Origin of the sequence: Bacteroides sp. Marseille-P8574 (assembly GCF_902825465.1) — a bacterium.
GTDB lineage: Bacteria > Bacteroidota > Bacteroidia > Bacteroidales > Bacteroidaceae > Bacteroides > Bacteroides uniformis.
In genome coordinates, this window is the sequence record NZ_CADEBE010000001.1 from 2,177,626 (window position 1) to 2,198,874 (window position 21,249).

Annotated in this window: 20 protein-coding genes; 12 read left to right on the top strand and 8 right to left on the bottom strand. The window is 44.7% G+C overall.

What is annotated here, in order from left to right; all coding sequences use genetic code 11:
• The first annotated feature begins 347 nt into the window (after nt 1–347).
• Genes leuS through HUX74_RS09190 form a run of 3 tightly spaced genes read left to right on the top strand, consistent with a single transcriptional unit; the run spans nt 348 to nt 4,709 of the window.
• A complete protein-coding gene (gene leuS / locus HUX74_RS09180; RefSeq protein ID WP_174646545.1) occupies nt 348–3,185 on the top strand; it encodes a leucine--tRNA ligase in 2,838 nt (945 codons plus the stop codon).
• 5 nt (nt 3,186–3,190) lie between these two features.
• Nucleotides 3,191–4,093: a YitT family protein gene (locus HUX74_RS09185; RefSeq protein WP_174646546.1), complete on the top strand. Its 903-nt coding sequence runs from the start codon at nt 3,191–3,193 to the stop codon at nt 4,091–4,093.
• Between the two features lie 37 nt (nt 4,094–4,130).
• Entirely contained in the window at nt 4,131–4,709 is a 579-nt protein-coding gene (locus tag HUX74_RS09190) for a non-canonical purine NTP diphosphatase (RefSeq protein ID WP_117880893.1), read from the top strand.
• Between the two features lie 93 nt (nt 4,710–4,802).
• Here the strand turns inward: HUX74_RS09190 and nadA are convergent, their stop codons facing one another.
• On the bottom strand, nt 4,803–5,741 hold the full coding sequence (gene nadA / locus HUX74_RS09195; RefSeq protein ID WP_174646547.1) for a quinolinate synthase NadA: 939 nt from the start codon (nt 5,739–5,741) through the stop codon (nt 4,803–4,805).
• Between the two features lie 464 nt (nt 5,742–6,205).
• Between nadA and HUX74_RS09200 the strand changes: the two genes are divergently transcribed.
• The 3 genes from HUX74_RS09200 (at nt 6,206) to HUX74_RS09210 (ending at nt 8,889) form a co-directional block, all read left to right on the top strand.
• Nucleotides 6,206–6,733 (top strand): RNA methyltransferase, encoded by a 528-nt coding sequence (locus HUX74_RS09200; protein ID WP_009037513.1) that lies wholly within the window; start codon nt 6,206–6,208, stop codon nt 6,731–6,733.
• A 323-nt stretch (nt 6,734–7,056) separates the two neighbouring features.
• Nucleotides 7,057–8,019, top strand: a complete 963-nt coding sequence (locus HUX74_RS09205; protein WP_005825206.1) for a YitT family protein — start codon at nt 7,057–7,059, stop codon at nt 8,017–8,019.
• A 129-nt stretch (nt 8,020–8,148) separates the two neighbouring features.
• Complete coding sequence (locus HUX74_RS09210) at nt 8,149–8,889, top strand: DUF5131 family protein (RefSeq protein ID WP_174646548.1); 741 nt, start codon at nt 8,149–8,151, stop codon at nt 8,887–8,889.
• Here the strand turns inward: HUX74_RS09210 and HUX74_RS09215 are convergent.
• Nucleotides 8,884–9,516 carry a DUF4294 domain-containing protein gene (locus HUX74_RS09215; RefSeq protein WP_005833968.1) on the bottom strand — a complete coding sequence of 211 codons (633 nt, stop codon included), beginning with the start codon at nt 9,514–9,516 and terminating at the stop codon, nt 8,884–8,886. The genes HUX74_RS09210 and HUX74_RS09215 overlap by 6 nt on opposite strands.
• A gap of 97 nt (nt 9,517–9,613) precedes the next feature.
• On the opposite strand from HUX74_RS09215, the gene HUX74_RS09220 reads away from it, so the two are divergent.
• Nucleotides 9,614–11,659 (top strand): helix-hairpin-helix domain-containing protein, encoded by a 2,046-nt coding sequence (locus HUX74_RS09220; protein ID WP_174646549.1) that lies wholly within the window; start codon nt 9,614–9,616, stop codon nt 11,657–11,659.
• An 80-nt stretch (nt 11,660–11,739) separates the two neighbouring features.
• Here HUX74_RS09220 and HUX74_RS09225 read toward each other — a convergent pair whose 3' ends face one another.
• The gene (locus HUX74_RS09225) at nt 11,740–11,943 is read right to left on the bottom strand and encodes a helix-turn-helix transcriptional regulator (RefSeq protein ID WP_008662275.1); all 204 of its coding nucleotides are present in this window, start codon (nt 11,941–11,943) and stop codon (nt 11,740–11,742) included.
• Nucleotides 11,936–12,379 (bottom strand): hypothetical protein, encoded by a 444-nt coding sequence (locus HUX74_RS09230; RefSeq protein ID WP_117588639.1) that lies wholly within the window; start codon nt 12,377–12,379, stop codon nt 11,936–11,938. The genes HUX74_RS09225 and HUX74_RS09230 overlap by 8 nt, the downstream gene beginning before the upstream one ends.
• A 250-nt stretch (nt 12,380–12,629) precedes the next feature.
• Here HUX74_RS09230 and HUX74_RS09235 point away from each other — a divergent pair, with 250 nt between their 5' ends.
• Entirely contained in the window at nt 12,630–13,403 is a 774-nt protein-coding gene (locus HUX74_RS09235) for a radical SAM protein (protein ID WP_174646550.1), read from the top strand.
• 10 nt (nt 13,404–13,413) lie between these two features.
• Entirely contained in the window at nt 13,414–13,923 is a 510-nt protein-coding gene (locus HUX74_RS09240; RefSeq protein WP_009037517.1) for a flavin reductase family protein, read from the top strand.
• Between the two features lie 5 nt (nt 13,924–13,928).
• Here the strand turns inward: HUX74_RS09240 and HUX74_RS09245 are convergent, their stop codons facing one another.
• Together HUX74_RS09245 and HUX74_RS09250 are read right to left on the bottom strand one after the other, a co-directional pair.
• Entirely contained in the window at nt 13,929–14,768 is an 840-nt protein-coding gene (locus HUX74_RS09245) for a DNA/RNA non-specific endonuclease (RefSeq protein ID WP_008662282.1), read from the bottom strand.
• A 7-nt stretch (nt 14,769–14,775) separates the two neighbouring features.
• Nucleotides 14,776–16,458: a SulP family inorganic anion transporter gene (locus HUX74_RS09250; RefSeq protein ID WP_117599932.1), complete on the bottom strand. Its 1,683-nt coding sequence runs from the start codon at nt 16,456–16,458 to the stop codon at nt 14,776–14,778.
• Nucleotides 16,459–16,778: 320 nt separating this feature from the next.
• On the opposite strand from HUX74_RS09250, the gene rbr reads away from it, so the two are divergent.
• Nucleotides 16,779–17,357: a rubrerythrin gene (gene rbr / locus HUX74_RS09255; protein WP_174646551.1), complete on the top strand. Its 579-nt coding sequence runs from the start codon at nt 16,779–16,781 to the stop codon at nt 17,355–17,357.
• 131 nt (nt 17,358–17,488) lie between these two features.
• On the opposite strand, the gene nadB is transcribed toward rbr, so the two are convergent.
• Entirely contained in the window at nt 17,489–19,060 is a 1,572-nt protein-coding gene (gene nadB / locus HUX74_RS09260; RefSeq protein ID WP_131225650.1) for an L-aspartate oxidase, read from the bottom strand.
• A 108-nt stretch (nt 19,061–19,168) separates the two neighbouring features.
• Between nadB and HUX74_RS09265 the strand changes: the two genes are divergently transcribed.
• Nucleotides 19,169–19,561, top strand: a complete 393-nt coding sequence (locus HUX74_RS09265) for a PH domain-containing protein (RefSeq protein WP_117599934.1) — start codon at nt 19,169–19,171, stop codon at nt 19,559–19,561.
• A 33-nt stretch (nt 19,562–19,594) separates the two neighbouring features.
• On the opposite strand, the gene HUX74_RS09270 is transcribed toward HUX74_RS09265, so the two are convergent.
• Complete coding sequence (locus tag HUX74_RS09270; protein ID WP_119962198.1) at nt 19,595–20,203, bottom strand: hypothetical protein; 609 nt, start codon at nt 20,201–20,203, stop codon at nt 19,595–19,597.
• A 204-nt stretch (nt 20,204–20,407) separates the two neighbouring features.
• Between HUX74_RS09270 and HUX74_RS09275 the strand changes: the two genes are divergently transcribed.
• Nucleotides 20,408–21,154 carry a LytTR family DNA-binding domain-containing protein gene (locus HUX74_RS09275; RefSeq protein WP_117965065.1) on the top strand — a complete coding sequence of 249 codons (747 nt, stop codon included), beginning with the start codon at nt 20,408–20,410 and terminating at the stop codon, nt 21,152–21,154.
• Nucleotides 21,155–21,249 lie beyond the last annotated feature (95 nt).

Below are 21,249 nucleotides of genomic sequence, written 5' to 3' on the forward strand. Positions count from 1 at the left end.
TTCCGATAAGTTGCGCAAAGATACGACTTTCTTCTTCAACACAATAACGCGAAGGATGAAATCTTCCCAGACTTCATCCTTCGCTATATCCTAAAAATCTTTTAGTAAATATCCTATTGAATTAATTTAGCTATTATTTGTATTACAAACAAAAAATTAGTTTTAAAAGCACATCACAAATGTAAGTAATAAAAAGTGAATTATCAAGCCTTTGCCATTGTTTTTTATGTTACTTAGCTACAAATCTGAAAATAAACCCGTAACTTTGCACCGATATTAACCGGATACTAACCGGTTTTAACCATAGAATAAACAATGTTTTCAACAAAATATTAATAAATACCACTATGGAATACAATTTCAGGGAGATTGAAAAGAAATGGCAGAAAAGGTGGGTGGAAAACAAAACCTACCAAGTAACGGAAGACGAAACGAAAAAGAAATTCTATGTGCTGAACATGTTCCCCTACCCCTCCGGTGCGGGATTGCACGTAGGTCATCCGCTGGGATATATCGCTTCGGATATTTACGCCCGCTACAAACGACTGCAAGGTTTCAATGTACTGAATCCCATGGGATATGACGCTTACGGTCTTCCAGCAGAGCAATATGCCATACAAACGGGACAGCACCCTGCAATTACGACCGTCAACAATATCAACCGATACCGTGAACAGTTAGATAAGATAGGTTTCTCTTTCGATTGGAACCGCGAAATTCGTACCTGCGAACCGGAATATTACCATTGGACCCAATGGGCGTTCCTCAAAATGTTCAACAGTTACTACTGCAACGATAAAAAGCAGGCACGTCCTATCCAGGAACTGATTGAAACATTCAGCCAAACCGGTACTGAAGGAATGAATGTGGCTTGTGGCGAGGAATTGAGTTTTACCGCCGCAGAATGGAATGCCAAGAGTGAAAAGGAACAGCAGGAAATCCTGATGAACTACCGTATTGCCTATCTGGGCGAGACAATGGTTAACTGGTGTCCACAACTCGGTACCGTACTGGCCAATGACGAAGTAATAGACGGTGTCAGTGAACGCGGCGGTTTCCCCGTCATCCAGAAAAAAATGCGCCAATGGTGTCTCCGTGTATCTGCCTATGCACAACGCTTATTGGATGGACTCGATACCATTGATTGGACCGAATCCTTGAAAGAAACCCAAAAAAACTGGATAGGACGCAGTGAAGGTGCGGAGATACAATTCAAAGTAAAAGACAGTGATTTGGAATTCACTATCTTCACTACCCGTGCAGATACCATGTTCGGTGTCACCTTCATGGTATTGGCTCCCGAAAGCGAACTGGTACAGCAACTTACCACCGACACACAGAAAGATGAAGTAAACGCTTATCTGGAACGCACCAAAAAACGTACTGAACGCGAACGTATTGCCGACCGTAGCGTTACCGGTGTATTCTCTGGAAGCTATGCTATCAACCCCTTTACCGGTGAGACAGTACCCATCTGGATAAGTGACTATGTACTTGCCGGATATGGTACGGGTGCCATCATGGCTGTGCCTGCACACGACAGCCGTGACTATGCTTTTGCCAAGCACTTCGGCCTCGAAATCCGCCCGCTGGTAGAAGGTTGCGATGTAAGCGAAGAAAGCTTCGATGCCAAGGAAGGTATTGTATGCAACTCTCCACGAGAAGGTGTTACTCCCTATTGTGACCTTTCATTGAACGGACTGACCATCAAAGAAGCGATTGCTGCTACCAAGAAATATGTGAAAGAGCACAATCTGGGACGTGTAAAGGTGAACTTCCGTCTGCGTGATGCCATTTTCTCACGTCAGCGCTATTGGGGCGAGCCGTTCCCAGTTTACTACAAGGACAACATGCCTTATATGATTGATGAAAGTGCCCTACCCCTGGAATTACCCGAAGTTGCCAAATTCCTGCCTACCGAAACCGGTGAACCTCCATTGGGACATGCCACAAAATGGGCTTGGGATACTGTGAACAAATGTGTTGTGGAAAACGAAAAGATAGACAACACCACCGTCTTCCCGCTGGAACTCAATACTATGCCCGGATTTGCCGGTTCAAGCGCCTATTATCTGCGCTACATGGACCCACACAACAACCAGGCACTTGTAGATAAGAAAGTAGATGAATACTGGCACAATGTAGATCTTTACGTAGGCGGTACCGAACATGCCACCGGTCACTTAATATACTCCCGTTTCTGGAATAAGTTCCTGTACGACCTCGGCATTTCCGTAGCCGAAGAACCGTTCCAAAAGCTGGTGAATCAGGGCATGATTCAAGGACGAAGCAATTTTGTCTATCGCATCAAAGATACCAATACATTCGTGTCCCTAAATCTGAAAGACCAGTACGATACTACCCCACTCCACGTCGATGTGAATATCGTATCCAATGATGTTCTGGACCTTGAAGCTTTCAAAGCATGGCGTCCCGAATACGCAACTGCCGAGTTTATTCTGGAAGACGGCAAGTACATCTGTGGATGGGCTGTGGAAAAGATGAGTAAGTCCATGTTCAACGTTGTCAATCCCGATATGATTGTCGACAAATACGGTGCCGACACTCTCCGCATGTACGAAATGTTCCTCGGCCCGGTAGAACAATCAAAGCCATGGGATACAAACGGAATAGACGGTGTACACCGCTTCATCAAGAAGTTCTGGTCACTGTTCTACGACCGCAACGACAATTATCTGGTAACAGATGAACCTGCCATCAAGGAAGAACTGAAATCCCTCCACAAACTGATTAAGAAAGTGACGGGAGACATTGAGCAATTCTCTTACAACACAAGTATCAGTGCTTTCATGATTTGTGTAAACGAGTTGTTCGGGATGAAATGCAGCAAGAAGGAAATTCTGAACCAGTTCATCATCGTTCTGGCTCCCTTTGCTCCGCATGTATGCGAAGAATTGTGGGAGACTCTGGACAATGCAGGTTCTGTATGCGATGCCAAGTGGCCGGTATGCAACGAAGAATACCTGGTGGAAGATACGGTCAACTACACCATTTCCTTCAATGGAAAGGCACGGTTCAACATGGAATTCCCCGCAGATGCGGCATCGGATGCCATCCAGACTGCTGTATTGGCCGACGAACGCTCTGAAAAATGGATAGAAGGCAAGACCATTGCCAAAGTAATCGTAGTACCAAAGAAGATTGTGAACATCGTTGTTAAATAACAGATATGCAAATTACAAAACCAACCAAAGCGGAAGTGACGAGGGAACTGAAGGATTATATCTTCATCACTTTGGGGCTCATCAGCTATGCATTGGGATGGGCAGCCTTCCTCATCCCTTACCAGATTACGTCCGGAGGTACTACCGGTATTGGTGCCATCATCTATTATGCCACTGGATTTCCCATCCAATGGTCATACTTCATCATCAATGCCGTACTGATGACTTTTGCCATCAAGATACTCGGACCGAAGTTCAGTATCAAGACCACGTTTGCCATCTTCGGACTGACCTTTTTTCTATGGTTTTTCCAACTGTTGGTGAATGGTCCCGATGGTGTCCCTCCCCAACTGCTGGGCGAAGGACAAGACTTCATGGCTTGTCTGATAGGTGCTGCAATGTGCGGTGCCGGCCTGGGCATCGTATTCAACTGTAACGGTAGCACGGGAGGTACGGATATTATTGCAGCCATCATCCACAAATACAAGGATGTCACACTGGGACGCATGATAATGGCCTGTGACTTCATCATCATCAGTTCCTGCTACGTGGTATTTCATGACTGGAGACGTGTGATATTTGGTTTTGTAACTTTGTTTGTCATCGGGTTTGTACTGGATTACATTGTCAACAGCACCCGGCAATCTGTTCAATTCTTTATTTTCTCCAAAGAATATGAAAGGATTGCCGATCGCATCACCAAAGAAACCCATCGCGGTGTAACGGTACTCGACGGTATCGGCTGGTACAGTAAACACAACGTGAAGGTGCTGGTCGTGCTTGCCTACAAACGTCAATCGGTAGAAATATTCCGAATGGTGAAAGATATAGATCCGAACGCTTTCATTTCCCAAAGTTCCGTCATCGGTGTATACGGAGAAGGTTTCGACCGGTTAAAAGTGAAATAGGGACTTGTATAAGCCACAAGTATAAGGAGAACATAATATGAGAAAGAAATTTGTATTTGCCACCAACAATTCACACAAACTGGAAGAAGTGACTGCCATTTTGGGAGAAAAGGTCGAACTTCTCAGCATGAAGGATATCAAATGCGATACTGACATTCCGGAAACTGCAGACACACTTGAAGGAAATGCTTTGCTGAAAGCAAAATATATCTTCGATAACTATCATCTGGACTGTTTTGCCGATGATACCGGTTTGGAAGTGGAGGCCCTTGGTGGGGCACCGGGTGTATATTCCGCCCGTTATGCCGGCGATGCACACAATTCAGAAGCAAACATGAAGAAGTTGCTGAAAGATATGGAGGGCATTGAGAACCGGAAAGCGCAATTTCGTACCGTATTTGTACTTATCATCGACGGAAAGGAACATCTGTTTGAGGGCATCGTGAAAGGAGAAATCACAAAAAACAGAAAAGGTACTTCAGGTTTCGGTTACGATCCCATATTCATTCCCGAAGGATATACGCAGACTTTTGCAGAAATGGGGAATGAACTGAAGAATAAAATCAGTCACCGGGCATTGGCCACTAACAAGTTGTGTAAGTTCTTAATGAGATAATGTTTTTAATGTGCTGATATGCTAATGTGCTAATGACCTTTTGGCGTGACAGCGCAGCCAATTAGCACATTGGCATATTGGCATATCAGCACATTATAACCCCAGTTGAGCCGATATTTCCAACATCCTCTTAATCGGTTTCACTGCTTTTTCTGCAATCTCAGCATCCACCTTTATTTCCGGTGATTCATTTTTCAAACAATCATAAAGCTTTTCCAGTGTATTCAGCCGCATGTAACTGCATTCATTGCAGGCACAAGTGCTGTCGTTGGGAGGAGCCGGAATAAATGTTGTCTGCGGGCATTGTTTCTGCATCTCGTGCAGGATACCGCTTTCGGTAGCTACAATGTAGCTCTTTTCGGGATGTGCCACTGCATACTTCAGCAAAGCTGCCGTAGAGCCTACCACATCGGCCAGTTTCAAGACTGTACTCTTGCATTCGGGATGTGCCAGTACCACCGCATCGGGATGCTGCTGTTTTATTTCAACAATCTTTTCAACCGAGAATTCCTCGTGTACATGGCATGCGCCATCCCATAATAACATATTTCTTCCGGTAATGGAGTTGATATAATTACCCAAGTTCCGGTCCGGACCAAAGATTATTTTCTCATCTTTGGGGAAGCTTTCCACAATCTGCTTTGCATTGGTAGAAGTTACCACCACATCGGTCACCGCCTTTACGGCAGCCGTTGTGTTCACATAGGATATCACCGTATATCCGGGATGCTCTTTGACAAACTGACTGAATTTGTCTGCCGGACAACTGTCTGCCAACGAACAGCCTGCTGCCATATCGGGCACCAGCACCTTCTTGTCGGGACAAAGCACCTTTGCCGTTTCTCCCATGAAGTGCACACCGCACATCACGATGATGTCCGCCTCCGTCCAGGCCGCCCATTGCGCCAAAGCCAGACTGTCGCCCACGTAATCGGCTATATCTTGTATTTCACCTTTCTGGTAGTAGTGTCCCAGAATGATTGCGTTCTTCTCCTTCTTCAGCTGTTTGATAGCTTCTATAAGATTATCCATAATTATATTTTTTAATTTCTCTTTCTTCTTTAAAAATCCTTTGATAGTAATGATAGGCTGTTAACAGTGTGGACAAATAAATACGATTTTTCTTGCCTATGAAGTTATTAGTATCAAGCTGAATTTTACTCTTATGCTTATAAACCGGGGTTTTTAAGTTTATCCGTTGATAATAAGACTTCTGCTAAACAGCATTAACATGTTGTTAATAATATGCAAAGTTAATAACTTTAGAGTTATAAACCGATGAAACCAGGCTGAAAAATATGTTGAATGAAGCCTGGAAAATTCTCCTTAACTTTTTTGGTTTGTTCGTTTCATTGCTGTAATATGCAGACCTTTGAATAATGCAAGGATTATTTTTAAAATTGTTTCCCTATTGTATTGACACCTTTTCAACGGTTATTAACCGGGATATAAACGGAAAAAAGTATCTTTGCAGGGAGATTTAAAAGTATATTGTCATGCGTAAACTGAAGATAACTGAACTGAATCGTATTAGTGTAGAGGAATTTAAGGAAGCCGAAAAACTGCCTTTGGTAGTGGTATTGGATAATATCCGCAGTCTCCATAATATAGGTTCCGTTTTCCGTACTTCGGATGCTTTCCGCATCGAGTGCATTTATCTTTGTGGCATTACAGCTATCCCACCCCATCCGGAGATGCACAAAACAGCTTTGGGAGCGGAATTTACCGTAGATTGGAAATATGTTGATAACTCTGTTGAAGCTGTTGATAACCTAAAATCCGAGGGATACATCGTTTATTCTGTAGAGCAGGCGGAAGGTAGTGTGATGCTGGACGAACTGGTGCTGGACAAGACTAAAAAGTATGCTGTGGTAATGGGAAATGAAGTGAAGGGTGTTCAACAAGAAGTGATTGACCATTCGCACGGTTGCATTGAAATTCCTCAATACGGCACAAAGCATTCGTTGAATGTATCGGTTACGGCGGGTATTGTTATTTGGGATTTATTCAAGAAACTGAGATAATAACAGGGCTGTTAATAAGCTGTCAATATATCGGGTTTGTTGGAGCTATAGATCGAACACGGTGCATCTATAGATCCAGCGTGTTGCATCTATAGATCCAATAAACTAGTTCTATATAGGTATGATGAGAGATTTTATGAACAGTGGTTTATTTTTATAATCAACCACTTTATTCATTGTAAATTAATGCTTTATCTCCTAATTTATCCTTTTTGTTAACCATGTATTCAACACATATCGGTCATATGTGGAAAACTTGCTGTACAGTTGGTGTCTTTTCTTATTTTTTGTATATTTGCTGAATATATATAAATCATATCGATATGAAAAAGATAATATCTTCATGGATAGGCATTTTTGTAGGTTGTACTATTCTGGCAGCAGGTTTTGTTTACTTTATCAATCCTTATAATCTTGTTCCTGGCGGGGTGTATGGAGCCAGTATTGTGCTTCATAATCTGTTCCCTTCTATTCAGGTAGGTACTTTCGGTTATATGTTTGATATTCCTTTGCTTATCATTTCCGTGCTGGTACTGGGAGCAAAATTGGGAGCACGTACTATCGTGGCGGCACTATTCACTCCGCTTGCCATGAATGTGCTGTCTCTCCTCTCCTATCCTTCTGAAGAAGCGCTCCATCAGTTGGACCCTACACAGTTGCTGGGTGGCAGTCTGAATATGTCCGACCATTTGATGCTGACTTCTGTGATTGGTGCGGTGGTTATCGGTATAGGCTGTGGTATTGTAGTGCGTAGCCGGGCTACTACAGGAGGTACGGATATTGTGGCGATGATATTGCAGAAATATTGCCATATACGTTTTTCAAAGGCGATACTGCTGGTAGATGGCATTGTGGTGGGATTCGGCCTATTGGTTATCGGTTTCGGTATCGGAAATCCGGATGATGCTACACAACCTTCGTGGCATTTGTCTTTCTATTCACTGATAGCTATTTTTGTCACTTCAAGGGTATTGGCCTATGTGATAAATGGGGAGAAGAATGACAAGATACTGTTTGTCATCAGTGATATGCGCCTTACCGCTTTGCACGACTATATTCTTAAAGATTTGGACCGTACAGCCACTTGCATCAAAAGTAGTGGTCTTTATACCAATGTAGACAAGGAAATGCTATTTCTTGTGGTGAGTTACAAGGAAGTGGTAGGTATCAAGCAGAAGATAAGGGAAGTAGACCCAAAGGCTTTTGTAGTGGTTACCGATGCTTATGATGCATTTGGTGAAGGTTGGAAAGAGCTTCCGATGGCAGGAGAGGTACAACCCGAATAGGTAGTAATAAACAATTGTTCATTCTGCTATTAACTGAATATATAGCTTAATATCAATTGTTTAATAACTGATTATTTATGTTGCTAACATAGTTTTCAACATGGTGTTAACGATAAGTTTTTTGTTTGAATGAACGGTATTGTTGCGAAGTCGATGATGTGGAACTTATGGCATGGTTGCCATAAATTGAGTGCAGGTTGCAAGCATTGTTATGTTTATCGTGGTGATGCCCGACGAGAGGTGGACAGTTCGGTGGTGGTGCGGACAAAAAACTTTGACCTGCCTTTGCGTAAAAAGCGTAACGGAGAATTCAAGATACCACCTGGAACATTTGTCTACACCTGCTTTACTTCCGATTTCTTTGTGGAAGATGCTGACAAATGGCGGGCCGAAGCATGGGAGATGATTCGTTACCGCAGTGATCTGCATTTTATGATGATTACCAAGCGTATAGACCGTTTTTCTGACTGTCTGCCCGATGATTGGGGAGATGGATATGATAATGTAACCATCTGTTGTACGGTTGAAAACCAGACTTGCGCCGATTATCGCTTGCCCATCTATAGGATGGCTCCCATAAAGCATAAGATAATAATCTGTGAACCGCTGCTGGAAAGGATAGATTTAAGTACTTATGCTGTTGGCGAATGGATTGAACAGATAGTTGCAGGGGGAGAATCCGGTTACGAAGCCCGCCCTTGTGATTTTGAATGGGTGATGGACCTTCGCAGAATTTGTGTGGAAAATAAAGTGGAGTTCTGGTTCAAGCAGACCGGCTCTAAGTTCGTCAAAGACGGAAAGACATATGATGTGAAACGCCAGTTTCAACATTTGCAGGCACGCAAGGCGGGAATAAACATCAGTTTATAATTGTCCGCTTTCCACCATCAATATCACCCGTTCGGTCAATGCATCGTCTCCCATAGGGTCGTATTGCTTCTTTAGACTGGCGCCGAAGAGTGCGGCAAAAGTCTGGTAGAAACCGGCTTTGAAAGGGCCCATAAAGGCTTTTACCAGTTCATATCCGGTGGAGTTGGTCTGTCGGTCTACCAGTTTTATCAACAGTTTGCCTTGGGCAAAGGTAAGTTTCTTCATGCGGGGAGTGTATTGCTCCTTCAAGCTTTTCTCTACTGCTTTCATGTGTTTCTGGCGGGCTTTCTCGGTGGGCAGGGTCATCATGTATTCGTAGGTTTCAATGATGGCACGGTTAATCTCCTTGGAGATGGGAAGTACCTTCTTTACGTCACGAATGAGTTTGTAGTACTTGTTCATGTCGCGCTTGTTCTTGAATTTAAGCGGCTTGAAGATGTAGACAGTGGGGAGCTTGACATAAGGGATGGTATCTCCTTCGTAAACGCACATGGGAGTAAGATAGACACTCTTTTGCGCAGCAGACTGTGGTTGCTGCTGTGCAAAACATTTCAGGCTTCCGAGAGAAAGAAACATGATGAGTATTACTATGTTAAGCCTTGCGTTCATGTTGCAAAAGTACACCATTCTGTGTAATGTTGTTGCATCATGTTGATTTTTCCTTGCTCAATTAACTTATTTAAGGTAACTTCGCTTCCCAAAACATGAAAGTGACCTACTATTAATGGAATTACTCAAGATAGGAGTTTTTGTAAGTATGCTGTCAATGACTCCTATGCTTGAAGCTCAAAATATATCCGGCCTTCAGAAAGAACAGCCTTTACTTCTTTTGGAAGAAAATTTGGAACAACTTTCCATCGGGAATGAGGAAGAATACGGTTGGGAAGATGAATTGGAGGAGTTGTCCCGACGTCTGCAAGAGCCTGTCAACCTCAATGCCGCCACTAAACAGCAATTGGAGCAGTTTCCTTTTCTTACGGATATACAGATAGAGAATCTTCTGGCTTATGTCTATATATACGGACAGATGCAGACCATTTATGAATTGCAACTGGTGGAGGAGATGGATAAACGTACCATCGACCTACTGCTGCCCTTTGTCTGTGTGCGGGCAGTGAAAGCGGGTATGGGGTATCCTGCTTTAAAATCTATACTGAAATACGGGAAACACGAAACATTGGCACGTTTGGATGTACCGTTCTATATCCGTAAAGGATATGAGAAGAATTACCTGGGACCTTCCCTTTACCATTCTTTGCGCTATAATTTTCATTATGGAGATTATCTCCAAATAGGCGTGACGGGAGAGAAGGATGCCGGAGAACCCTTCTTTGCCCTGCACAACAGAAAAGGCTATGATTACTATTCTTTCTATTTTCTGATAAAGAATCTGGGGCGGCTGAAGGCTTTGGCATTGGGCAATTACCGTCTGAGCTTCGGGCAGGGACTGGTACTTAGTACGGATTTTCGTTTAGGAAAAACATTCTCTATGTCTACAACAGAATATCGTACCGGAGGCATCCGTAAGCATAGTTCTACTGATGAGTACAATTATTTCCGGGGAGTGGCGGCAACGGTGGGAGTATTGCCTTACTTGGATATTTCGGCTTTCTATTCGCATCGCTCCATGGACGGTGTGGTGGAGGATGGCGAGATAACTTCCATTTACAAGACAGGGTTGCATCGCACGCAGAAGGAGGCAGATAAAATGAATGCCTTTGCCTTGCAGGTAATAGGTGGAAACATGACCTATGAAAAGAACTCTCTGAAGGTGGGAGTGACGGGGATTTACTATTTTTTCGACCGTCCTTACAAGCCTCGGTTGAACAAGTATGCAAAGTACAATCTTCATGGAAGTAATTTCTATAACGTGGGCATGGATTATAGGTATCGTCTGGGCCGTTTGGTGTGGGTGGGGGAGGCGGCAACCGGCAGTAAAGGCTATGCGTTGCTGAACCGGCTGAAGTATAATCTTTCTTCCGATTATCATCTGCTACTTGTTCACCGGTATTATTCATATGATTATTGGACTTTGTTTGGGCGTTCCTTTGGCGAAAGCAGTATGCCGCAGAATGAGAACGGATGGTATCTGGCAGCAGAGGCCACACCTTTCGCCCGGTGGAAGTTTTTCGCTTCATTGGATATGTTTTCTTTTCCTTGGTGGAAATACCGTATAAGTAAGCCCTCAAAGGGAGTGGATGCCATGTTTCAGGTTACTTATACTCCTCGAAAGAGCCTTTCGATGTATTTTAATTATCGGTACAAACAGAAAGAAAGAGACGTGACGGGTACAAGCGGTGCAGTTATCGAACCTATCTATCACCATAAACTCCGTTATCGGCTGACCTATATGCCGGGAAGATATATCTTTCGTACTACAATAGATTATAACCACTTCCGTCAGCAGGATGGGGAAGGGTATCGCTTTGATAGACGGCAAGGTTATCAGTGTACTCAATTTTGCTCGTACACTTTCCCCTTCCCTCTGTCAGTTTCCGTGCAGGGAACCTGGTTTCATACGGACGATTACGATTCGCGTGTTTACGCCTCCGAGCGTGGATTGTTATATACTTTCTATACCCCTTCCTTCTATGGCAAAGGGTTCCGTTACTCCGCTCATCTGCGATATGATTTGAGTAAGAACTTCATGTTTCTTGCCAAATTCGGACAGACGGTTTATCAGGATAGGGAGACGATTGGTTCGGGCAATGATGAGATACCGGGAAATAGGAAAGCGGACTTGCAGATGCAACTGCGTATCAAGTTTTAGAAACTGTTTTAATTTTATTTCAGTTTTCTTCTGAGGCAACCTGAAAAATAAAATTAAAACAGTTTTTTAGAGTCTTCTCTTTATCTGTCACTTTCTTCCAACATGAAAATTTCATTTACAGTCTTTCCGAATATCTCTGATATTTTCAATGACAGCAAGGTGGAAGGGACATACTTTCCCGATTCTATGGCATTGATGGTTTGCCGGCTCACTCCTATGGCTTCAGCCAATTGCTGTTGGGTCATATGCTTGATGGCTCTTTCTACCCTTAATGTATTAGTCATTGTTGCTCCTCCTAAATTTATAAAGTTCAATGTTGTACTTTATGATGAACAGAAACAATATCATGAACAAGTCTATAAATACAAAATTAAGATATTGCATGTCATAAATCAGCATAGTGCATACTATCAGTAGGGAATACGCTGTTATGGTAGCCCAGATAAGAGAGTTTGAACGAATATTGGCAATGCATTCATCTTCGTCCTTTTCTTTTGAGAAAGCTATGAACAAGAGTGAAACCGTAAGCCCTATCATACTCAACTCGTCGAATAAAGAGTTCTTGATAATACCCCAGGGAATTACTGACAACGCGTTTACCTTCAACCAATCTTCATTGCTGCCGTCGAAAAGGCAGATGAAGGACGTGATGGCGAATGGGACAAATAAACACCAACCTATCTTTCTGAAAGTGGTTGGAAATAAATAGTTCTTTCTCATAATACTATGCATTTAGATGTTATCTGCAAATGTAATGTATACTTTACATATAAACAAGTAAAATAGATAAAATGTAATGTATGATTTACTTTTTTAACATGAGATGTATGCTTTATAAAGGGAATATTTTCTTTTATGGGTAAACTTTTGCAAGCCGAACATTGCCAGATACCATAGTTTTCACTTAACTTTGGAGCGGTAAGATTGTTTAAGCATTAATCAAACCGTAAATCGTCAAATCGTAAATAGTATGACTGTCATTTATCCATCTCCCATATTCGGTCCCGTTCATTCTCGCCGTCTGGGAGTATCTTTGGGAATAAATTTATTGCCGGCAGACGGCAAAGTATGCACTTTCGACTGCATTTACTGTGAATGTGGCTTCAATGCCGACCATCGTCCCAAACAGCCGTTGCCTACGCGCGAAGAAGTCCGTTCGGCCCTTGAAGCCCGTCTGCGGGACATGCAGCAAAACGGACCTACACCGGATGTACTGACTTTTGCCGGTAATGGAGAACCGACGGCACATCCCCGTTTCCCCGAAATCATAGAAGATACACTTGCCTTGCGCGACAAGTATTTTCCGAATGCAAAGGTGAGCGTACTGAGCAATTCTACCTTTATTCATCGTCCTGCCGTATTCGAGGCTTTGGACAAGATTGACAACAACATCCTTAAACTGGATACGGTAGATGAAGAGTATATCCGTGTACTTGACCGTCCTACCGGACATTACTCCATCCGGGAGATTATAGAAGGGATGAAAGCGTTCAAAGGGAACTGCATTATCCAGACCATGTTTCTCAAAGGAAGTTATAAAGGACAAGATATGGATAATACATCCGATAAATTTGTTCTTCCCTGGCTGGAAGCTGTCAAGGAGATTGCTCCCCGCCAAGTGATGATTTATACCATCGACCGCGAAACGCCCGACCATGATTTGCAGAAGGCCACCCGCGAGGAACTGGATCGCATTGCGGAACGGATACGGGAAACGGGTATACCGGTAAGTGTTTCTTATTAATAATATACTTATGAAATCAATAGCAATTAAAGATTTAAGCGAGAACTTCTTCGAAGTGATAGGCAAAGAGTGGATGCTGGTTACGGCAGGCAGTAAAGAACATTTCAACACCATGACTGCCAGTTGGGGAGGTATTGGCTGGCTTTGGAACAAGCCGGTGGTGTTTGTCTTTATTCGTTCCGAGCGCTATACGTATGAGTTTATGGAGGAGAACGAATATTTCACTCTTTCTTTTTTAGGAAAGGAAAATCGGAGCATTTACAACCTTTGTGGCAGTAAATCGGGTAGGGAAGTGGATAAGGTAAAGGAAACTGGTCTGAATCCTATCGTTACCGAGCGGGGAAACATTCTCTTTGAGCAGGACCGCCTGGGATTGGAGTGCCGCAAGCTTTTCATTACCGATATGAAAGAAGAACTCTTTCTCGACCATTCCGTCTACGAGCGTTGGTATGGCGGTGACCACGGTGGATTGCACCGGGTTTATGTAGCCGAGATTGTAGATGCCTGGGTAAAGGAATAGCTCCTTTACCACAGTTTCAAGTCATATTCGGCTTCCACCTTCTCTTCTATTTCATCCGGAAGGGCGGGGAAGAAGTCGATACCTGTAATACGTTCCACTTCGTCCACTGTATTGACGTAGCTGTCCAATGGATGATTGCCTGATGCATTCTTATAAATGAAGCCGATGGCTTTGGGGGGATTGCTGTCTGCACACAGAACGACCTTGAAGAATGCTTCGGGCACTGTAATTTTGTGCTTCTTACCAATGGTACGGTGACGTTGGTCATAGAGAATAGGACCGCATACAATGTATATCTTGCCTTCTTCTTGTGCCCAACGGCGGCATGACTCTTCCAGTTCTTTCCAGTCGCCACGGTTTAGATTGTGGTTCTGCGGGCAAATGTTTGTCATGTAGAAGCTCTCTTGCATGGCTTTCCAGTGCCAGCGGTTGTCACCGGCCGGACACATATGTCCGCGGTCCATGCCGGCTCCTTTGTAGTCATCGGTGGTTACTGCCTCGTGCTCAGGCAGGTCGGGGTCGGGCAAGAACTTGTCTGTACGGCTTTCACGTTCCACCAGTTTTTCGGGAGTGAGTTCCCAGGCTACCCAATTGGGTATCTTTAAATCCTTGTTGTAGGATACTGTGTAGCCTTTCCGCTGGAGAATCTGTTCGGAGACGTTCTTCAGCTTTGCCGGTATTTCAAGGCGTGTGCCTGCCGTGAGTTCTATCTTGGCAGGCGTAGAACTCTTTTGCCTGGCATCCGAAAGTATCTTTGCAACGGGTTCATAGGCAAGGCAGACCGCACATATAAACAATATAAGATAATAGACGCCTTGCGATTGTTTCTTTTTTTTTCGTGCCATGCCGGGATTAGTGTTGGATAATTATTTTGGCCCTTTCCAGTGCCACATTTATGTTCGGACAGATATTTTCTTCGCCCAACAGCTCATAGAAGCCCGATTTTTCCAGTACCTTATGTACCTTTTCATTGACACCGGAGAGCACAATGGTTATTTTTTCCTTTTGGGACATCTCACAAAGGCTTGTCAAGTTGTGGATACCGGTAGAATCGATGAACGGAACTTTACGCATGCGGATGATGCGCACTTTGGGGCGGTCGCCCAGCCGCGCCATGATTTCTTCGAATTTGGTGGCGATGCCGAAGAAGTAAGGACCGTTTATTTCATATACTTCCACATCCTCGGGGATTATTAGGTGCTCGTCATTGCTTGCAATGTCCGATTCTGCATTCGGGTCTATTTCATCTTTGATGACGGATATTTCGGTAGTCTCCATGACGCGGCGCATAAACAGCACGCAGGCAATCACCAGACCTACTTCAATGGCAATAGTCAGGTCGAAGATGACGGTCAGGAAGAAAGTAATCAGCAGTACCGTGACATCCGATTTAGGATTCTTCAATAATGCCTTGAACGTACGCCAACCGCTCATGTTATAGGATACTATGACCAGTACACCCGCCAGGCAGGCCATTGGTATATACTGTGCCAGTGGCATGAGAAACAGTAGGATAAGCAGCAACACCACTGCATGAACCATACCTGCTACGGGAGTTTTTCCTCCGTTGTTGATGTTTGCCATGGTACGCGCGATGGCTCCGGTGGCAGGGATACCGCCAAACAGCGGGGTAGCCATGTTGGCAACACCTTGTGCTATCAGTTCCGTGTTGGAATCGTGTTTGTCGCCTATCACACCATCAGCTACGGTGGCAGACAGCAAAGATTCGATGGCACCCAGTACAGCGATTGTAATGGCTACGGGGAACAAGTTCTTTATCGCTTCCCAATCCAAGGCAGGCATCACGGCATCCGGCAGTTCGGCACGGATGCTGAAACGGTCGCCGATGGTATCGATACAGTCAATGCCTCCATATACTTTCATCAGCCAGACTGCCACTGTCACCACGATGATGGCAATAAGTGACCCCGGTATCTTCTTCGAGAACCGCGGTGTAATGGCAATGATGAAGATACTGACAATACTTACAATCGTGTTCCACCAGTTAACGGTATCGAAATGTCGGAAATAAATCATCCATTTTCCTACAAAGTCTCCCGGAACTTTCTCTCCTCCGAACGTCAACCCGAAAATGTCGGCAATCTGCGTGGTGAAGATGGTGACGGCAATACCGCTTGTAAAACCTACGATGATGGGATAGGGGATAAACTTAATGACAGCTCCCAGCTTGAAAACTCCCAGCAGAATAAGCAGTACGCCTGCCATCAGTGTGGCGACAATCAGCCCCGATTCACCGTATTGCTGGATGATGCCATAGATAATGACGATGAACGCACCGGTCGGTCCTCCAATCTGTACCTTGCTTCCACCCATCAGAGAGATGATGAAACCGGCTATGATAGCCGTAATGATACCTTTCTCCGGTGATACGCCGGAGGCGATACCGAATGCAATGGCAAGCGGGAGGGCAACGATACCTACAATGATACCTGCCATCAGGTCTGCCATGAACAGTTCTTTAGAGTAATTTTTTAAAGCCGTGTATAGCTTTGGTCTGAATCCGAACGCTTTCATTATAATCTACTTTTTTATACGTTTTTTTATACAGAATGTAATGTATATATTGCAAATTGCCTGCAAAAGTAGATAAAATAATGGATATTAGTGAACACAACTGTGATGTATTTTGTTTTCCTTATCAGATATGTGCTATTAATTATGCTAAAATGCCTTTTCGGATTATCGGTGAAGATAGATTCTTTCTATAAGACGATAGATGAATCCGATGGGGCAGAAGTGTGGTTATTTCAAACTAAATTCGTAATTTTGTGTTGTTTACGAACAGTACGAACGACATTTATACGTAATTATATTAACTAATAAAAAAAGAGACTATGGCTAAAAGTGTTAAAGGAACTCAGACTGAGAAGAATCTGCTGACTTCATTCGCTGGTGAATCACAAGCAAGAATGCGTTACACTTATTTTGCAAGTGTAGCCAAGAAAGAAGGTTACGAACAAATCGCCGCTATTTTCACAGAAACGGCTGACCAGGAAAAGGAACACGCTAAACGTATGTTCAAGTGGTTGGAAGGCGGTATGGTAGAAATCACCGCTTCTTATCCTGCAGGTGTTATTGGCACTACCCTGGAAAATCTTCAGGAAGCTGCTGCCGGCGAACACGAAGAGTGGTCATTGGATTATCCTAAGTTTGCTGATATTGCAGACGAAGAAGGTTTCCCCGAAATTGCTCTTATGTACCGTAACATCGCCATTGCCGAAAGGGGACACGAAGAACGTTATCGCGCTTTTATCCAGAATATAGAGACTGCCAGCGTATTTGCCAAGGAAGGTGAAGTGGTATGGCAGTGCCGCAACTGTGGTTTCATCTACACCGGTAAGGAAGCTCCTCAGGTATGTCCGGCTTGCTTGCATCCGCAGGCTTACTTCGAAGTAAAGAAGTCAAACTATTGATAATGTCTCCTGCTTGTGCAGGTATGGATAACGGGAAACGCCCGGATGCTTTCTTCAGAGCATCCGGGCGCTTTGTTTAAATGACCATGTTCGTTTTCCGTGCCAGTATAGTGGCGCGAGTTTTACTTTAGTTACTTCCCGACGTGCGGATAGTCTATCGTGTAGTGCAGTCCGCGGCTTTCCTTGCGTTCCATGGCTTGCTTTGTTATCAGGTATCCTACGTTTATCATGTTGCGCAGTTCGCACAGCTCTCGGGTAGCCTTGCTACGCTTGAAGAGTGCTTCTGTCTCCTCGTAAAGTATGTCCAGTCGGTTCCAGGCACGTGTCAACCGGGTATTGCTGCGGACAATGCCTACGTATGCCTCCATAATCTGGTTCACTTCCTTCATGCTTTGTGTGATGAGGACACGTTCTTCGGTGGAGATGGTACCTTCGTCGTTCCATTCGGGGATGTCTTCGTTGAAGTCATAACGTTCCAGTACGCTCAGCGCGTGTTTGGCTGCCGCGTCGGCATAAACCACGGCTTCAATCAGTGAGTTGCTTGCCAGACGGTTGCCGCCATGCAGTCCGGTGCACGAACATTCGCCGATGGCGTACAGACGGCGGATGCTGCTCTGTCCGTCCAAATCCACCGTGATGCCTCCGCAGAGGTAATGGGCGGCGGGGGCTACCGGTATGTATTCCTTTGTGATGTCGATACCGATGCTGAGGCATTTCTTGTATATGTTCGGGAAGTGCTTCTTGGTTTCTTCGGGGTCTTTGTGGGTGACGTCCAGATACACATGGTCCTCACCGCGCTGTTTCATTTCGTTGTCGATGGCACGTGCCACGATGTCACGCGGGGCCAGCGAGAGTCGCGGGTCGTACTTCTGCATGAATTCTTTTCCGTCTTTGGTGCGCAGCACGCCGCCATAACCACGCATGGCTTCGGTGATGAGGAACGAGGGGCGGTCTCCCGGATGGAAAAGGGCTGTGGGATGGAACTGGATGAATTCCATGTCTTTCACTGCTCCCTTGGCACGGTAGACCATGGCAATGCCGTCTCCCGTGGCTACCAGCGGGTTGGTGGTATGGCGGTAAACGGCTTCGCAACCGCCCGTTGCCATGATGGTGACTTTGGAAAGGAAGGTATCCACCTCGCCCGTCGCTTCGTTCAGCACGTAGGCACCGTAGCACTTGATGCCGGGGGTATGGCGGGTAACGATGATTCCCTGGTGATGCTGGGTAATGATTTCCACAGCATAGTGGTCGGTCAGTACGGTGATGTTGGGGTGTTGCTTCACAGCTTCGATGAGGCTGGTCTGTATCTCTGCACCCGTATTATCCTTATGGTGGAGGATGCGGAATTCGGAGTGGCCGCCTTCTTTGTGCAGGTCAAACTCTCCGTCCTCCTTTTTGTCGAAGTTCACTCCCCATTTAATGAGCTCCTTGATTTGTTCGGGAGCATTGCGCACCACCTTCTCTACGGCTTCGCGGTCGCTTATCCAGTCACCTGCAATCATGGTGTCCTCGATGTGCTTCTCGAAGTTGTCCACAGCCAGATTGGTGACGGAAGCGATACCTCCTTGTGCAAAATAGGTGTTTGCCTCTTCCAGACCTGCCTTGCAGATAAGGGCTACTGTCCCCTTGTGCGCCACTTTCAGCGCAAAACTCATACCGGCAAGCCCGGAGCCGATAACGAGGAAATCGAACTTTCTTACCATAGGATTTAGTGTTTATCGCTGCAAAACTACAAAATAAGTACATTCCTTGTTCATTCCGTAGGGATTTATTCGTAAAAAGACCTACCTTAGCGGCAAAAATCCGATAGAATGAATAGAATCTTTCATGCCCGTATTGCTGTAGGGCAGTTTTTGTTTCTGGCTCTGATAAGTGGTCTTGCCATTTATATGTTGTGGGATAAATACGTGCTGCCTGCGGCGCTTTTCATGCTTTGGCTGATAGTTGTCATCGAGAAGCTGATTCATACTACCTATACGGTGACTCCGGACGGGAAGCTGAAATTGTATTTCGGCCGCTTCTCGCGCAGTAAGGAGATTCTGCTGAAGGATGTCATTTCCGTGGAGCGTGCCTCTTCCATGCAGATAGGACGGTTTGCAGTAATGCGCTACGTACTGGTGAAGTATGGAGCGGGTAAGTGCGAGGTATTGTTTCCGGTCAAAGAGGAGGAGTTCATCCGGTTGATGGAGGAACGGAGAGGATGAGCAATATGGTGTGCCCACGTATGTGATTTCGTTTTAATCTGCCGTTATCGGTTTCATGGTAATGTCTCCTGTGTAGCTTTCCGGAGTTGTTTGTATGAACTTTCCCTTTATCTGTTTTTCCGTTTTTGTATATTCACCTACGAATGTCAGCGTATAGGTAGCTACAAGCTTGCTGTAGTGTAGTGTTCCTTTTATGATGAGCCGACAGTGAGGTGGTATGCTGATGGTGGAAGTACTGCTGTTTGGACCTTTGGCTTTTGTTGTTTCGCTGCCATATTTTATTGTTGTCCCGCTTAACGATAGTTCATCTCCAAACATGTAAGGGGCATTGACGAATATGTCTTCTTCCCCCATCCATGCAAATGCTCCGGGGTCGTTGCTTTGGAAGGTGGTTTCCTGCCATGTGTCTTCAAAGGGGGAGTTTGTGGTGGTAATACTGCTGTTCAAATTGTTTTCCATGATGAAAGGCAGGAGTTCTACATCATAGGTACTGAATCCATCCCCTTCTTCTTCAAAAGAGTATTGAATATCTTTGAACAGATATTTTTCAGCATCTTTAATTTCGTCTTTATCATAACAGCCGGTCGTGCAGACAATCAATATGGCGGACAATACGAGGTGGAATAGTTTCTGTTGTCTCATAGCCTTTACTTTTTTGTGAGGATGTACGTACAAAGATAAGTTTATTTTTTTGAAACTATTCATAGTGAGCACTTTATTTTCCTGATAATTTAGTCTTTCTGTAAATGCAGGTAATCTTTGAATCATAAATAAAGCTTAATTTTAGCTCTTCTGTTTGCAGTTTTTCGGATATGGCAGCGTCCATTATGTAAAAAAGAAACGAACATGAATTTGAATTGTGCCATTTTACATGCAGACCCGGAGATTGCCGGAAGGTTGGAAGAGTATATCGACAAGGTTCCTTTTCTCTCTTTGCACGGAAAGTACGGCAATCCTCTTGAAGCGCTGAAGGATTATTATGAGACAAAAGTGGAAGTTTATTTTGTCGGCATCTATCCGGTGGAAGAAGGTGAAATCAACGGAATGGATTTTTGCAGGCTCTTGTCCTCGTCCACTCGTGTCATTTTCATTACAGATACCGACAAGTATGCTGCCGAGTGTTTCCGCCTGGATGCGTTGGACTATCTGATGGACGGGCTCAATTTCTCCACGTTTTTCCAGTCTGTCAGCAAGGCGGCACGCTGGTTCTCTTTGCAAGATGCAGGTACGTCCGACTCCAAGCACAGGCAAGGTCTGGAAGAGGCTCCGAAGGTGATTTACATGCGGTGTGACAACCGCATCATGCGGCTCGACCTGGAGCGGATAAACTACATAGAGGGTTTGGGGGATTACGTCAAGATTTTCTGCAAGGGTGCCTCCAAACCTGTCTTGAGCCTATGCAGTATGAAGTACATGGAGGAAAAACTTCCGGCGGACGAATTTATCCGCGTGCACCGTTCTTTTATTGTCCGCATGGACTGCATCAGCGCCATCGGGCGCAGCACACTGCTCATCGAGCAGAAGGATGTCCCCATTGGCGATGCTTACCGCGAAAGGGTAAAAGGGTATGTGTCCAGGCTGGCAGTGTTGTAATACCCCGTTTTCAGATACTATATACTTTGTTTGTTGGATCTATAGTTCCAGCGTGCTGCATCTATATATGCAACGCGTTGCATATATAGATCCAA

Bases quoted from the DNA above. Each gene is read 5' to 3' on its own strand.
- leuS (WP_174646545.1), top strand. From the start codon at position 348: ATGGAATACAATTTCAGGGAGATTGAAAAGAAATGGCAGAAAAGGTGG.
- HUX74_RS09185 (WP_174646546.1), top strand. From the start codon at position 3,191: ATGCAAATTACAAAACCAACCAAAGCGGAAGTGACGAGGGAACTGAAG.
- HUX74_RS09190 (WP_117880893.1), top strand. From the start codon at position 4,131: ATGAGAAAGAAATTTGTATTTGCCACCAACAATTCACACAAACTGGAA.
- nadA (WP_174646547.1), bottom strand. From the start codon at position 5,741: ATGGATAATCTTATAGAAGCTATCAAACAGCTGAAGAAGGAGAAGAAC.
- HUX74_RS09200 (WP_009037513.1), top strand. From the start codon at position 6,206: ATGCGTAAACTGAAGATAACTGAACTGAATCGTATTAGTGTAGAGGAA.
- HUX74_RS09205 (WP_005825206.1), top strand. From the start codon at position 7,057: ATGAAAAAGATAATATCTTCATGGATAGGCATTTTTGTAGGTTGTACT.
- HUX74_RS09210 (WP_174646548.1), top strand. From the start codon at position 8,149: ATGAACGGTATTGTTGCGAAGTCGATGATGTGGAACTTATGGCATGGT.
- HUX74_RS09215 (WP_005833968.1), bottom strand. From the start codon at position 9,516: ATGGTGTACTTTTGCAACATGAACGCAAGGCTTAACATAGTAATACTC.
- HUX74_RS09220 (WP_174646549.1), top strand. From the start codon at position 9,614: ATGGAATTACTCAAGATAGGAGTTTTTGTAAGTATGCTGTCAATGACT.
- HUX74_RS09225 (WP_008662275.1), bottom strand. From the start codon at position 11,943: ATGACTAATACATTAAGGGTAGAAAGAGCCATCAAGCATATGACCCAA.
- HUX74_RS09230 (WP_117588639.1), bottom strand. From the start codon at position 12,379: ATGAGAAAGAACTATTTATTTCCAACCACTTTCAGAAAGATAGGTTGG.
- HUX74_RS09235 (WP_174646550.1), top strand. From the start codon at position 12,630: ATGACTGTCATTTATCCATCTCCCATATTCGGTCCCGTTCATTCTCGC.
- HUX74_RS09240 (WP_009037517.1), top strand. From the start codon at position 13,414: ATGAAATCAATAGCAATTAAAGATTTAAGCGAGAACTTCTTCGAAGTG.
- HUX74_RS09245 (WP_008662282.1), bottom strand. From the start codon at position 14,768: ATGGCACGAAAAAAAAAGAAACAATCGCAAGGCGTCTATTATCTTATA.
- HUX74_RS09250 (WP_117599932.1), bottom strand. From the start codon at position 16,458: ATGAAAGCGTTCGGATTCAGACCAAAGCTATACACGGCTTTAAAAAAT.
- rbr (WP_174646551.1), top strand. From the start codon at position 16,779: ATGGCTAAAAGTGTTAAAGGAACTCAGACTGAGAAGAATCTGCTGACT.
- nadB (WP_131225650.1), bottom strand. From the start codon at position 19,060: ATGGTAAGAAAGTTCGATTTCCTCGTTATCGGCTCCGGGCTTGCCGGT.
- HUX74_RS09265 (WP_117599934.1), top strand. From the start codon at position 19,169: ATGAATAGAATCTTTCATGCCCGTATTGCTGTAGGGCAGTTTTTGTTT.
- HUX74_RS09270 (WP_119962198.1), bottom strand. From the start codon at position 20,203: ATGAGACAACAGAAACTATTCCACCTCGTATTGTCCGCCATATTGATT.
- HUX74_RS09275 (WP_117965065.1), top strand. From the start codon at position 20,408: ATGAATTTGAATTGTGCCATTTTACATGCAGACCCGGAGATTGCCGGA.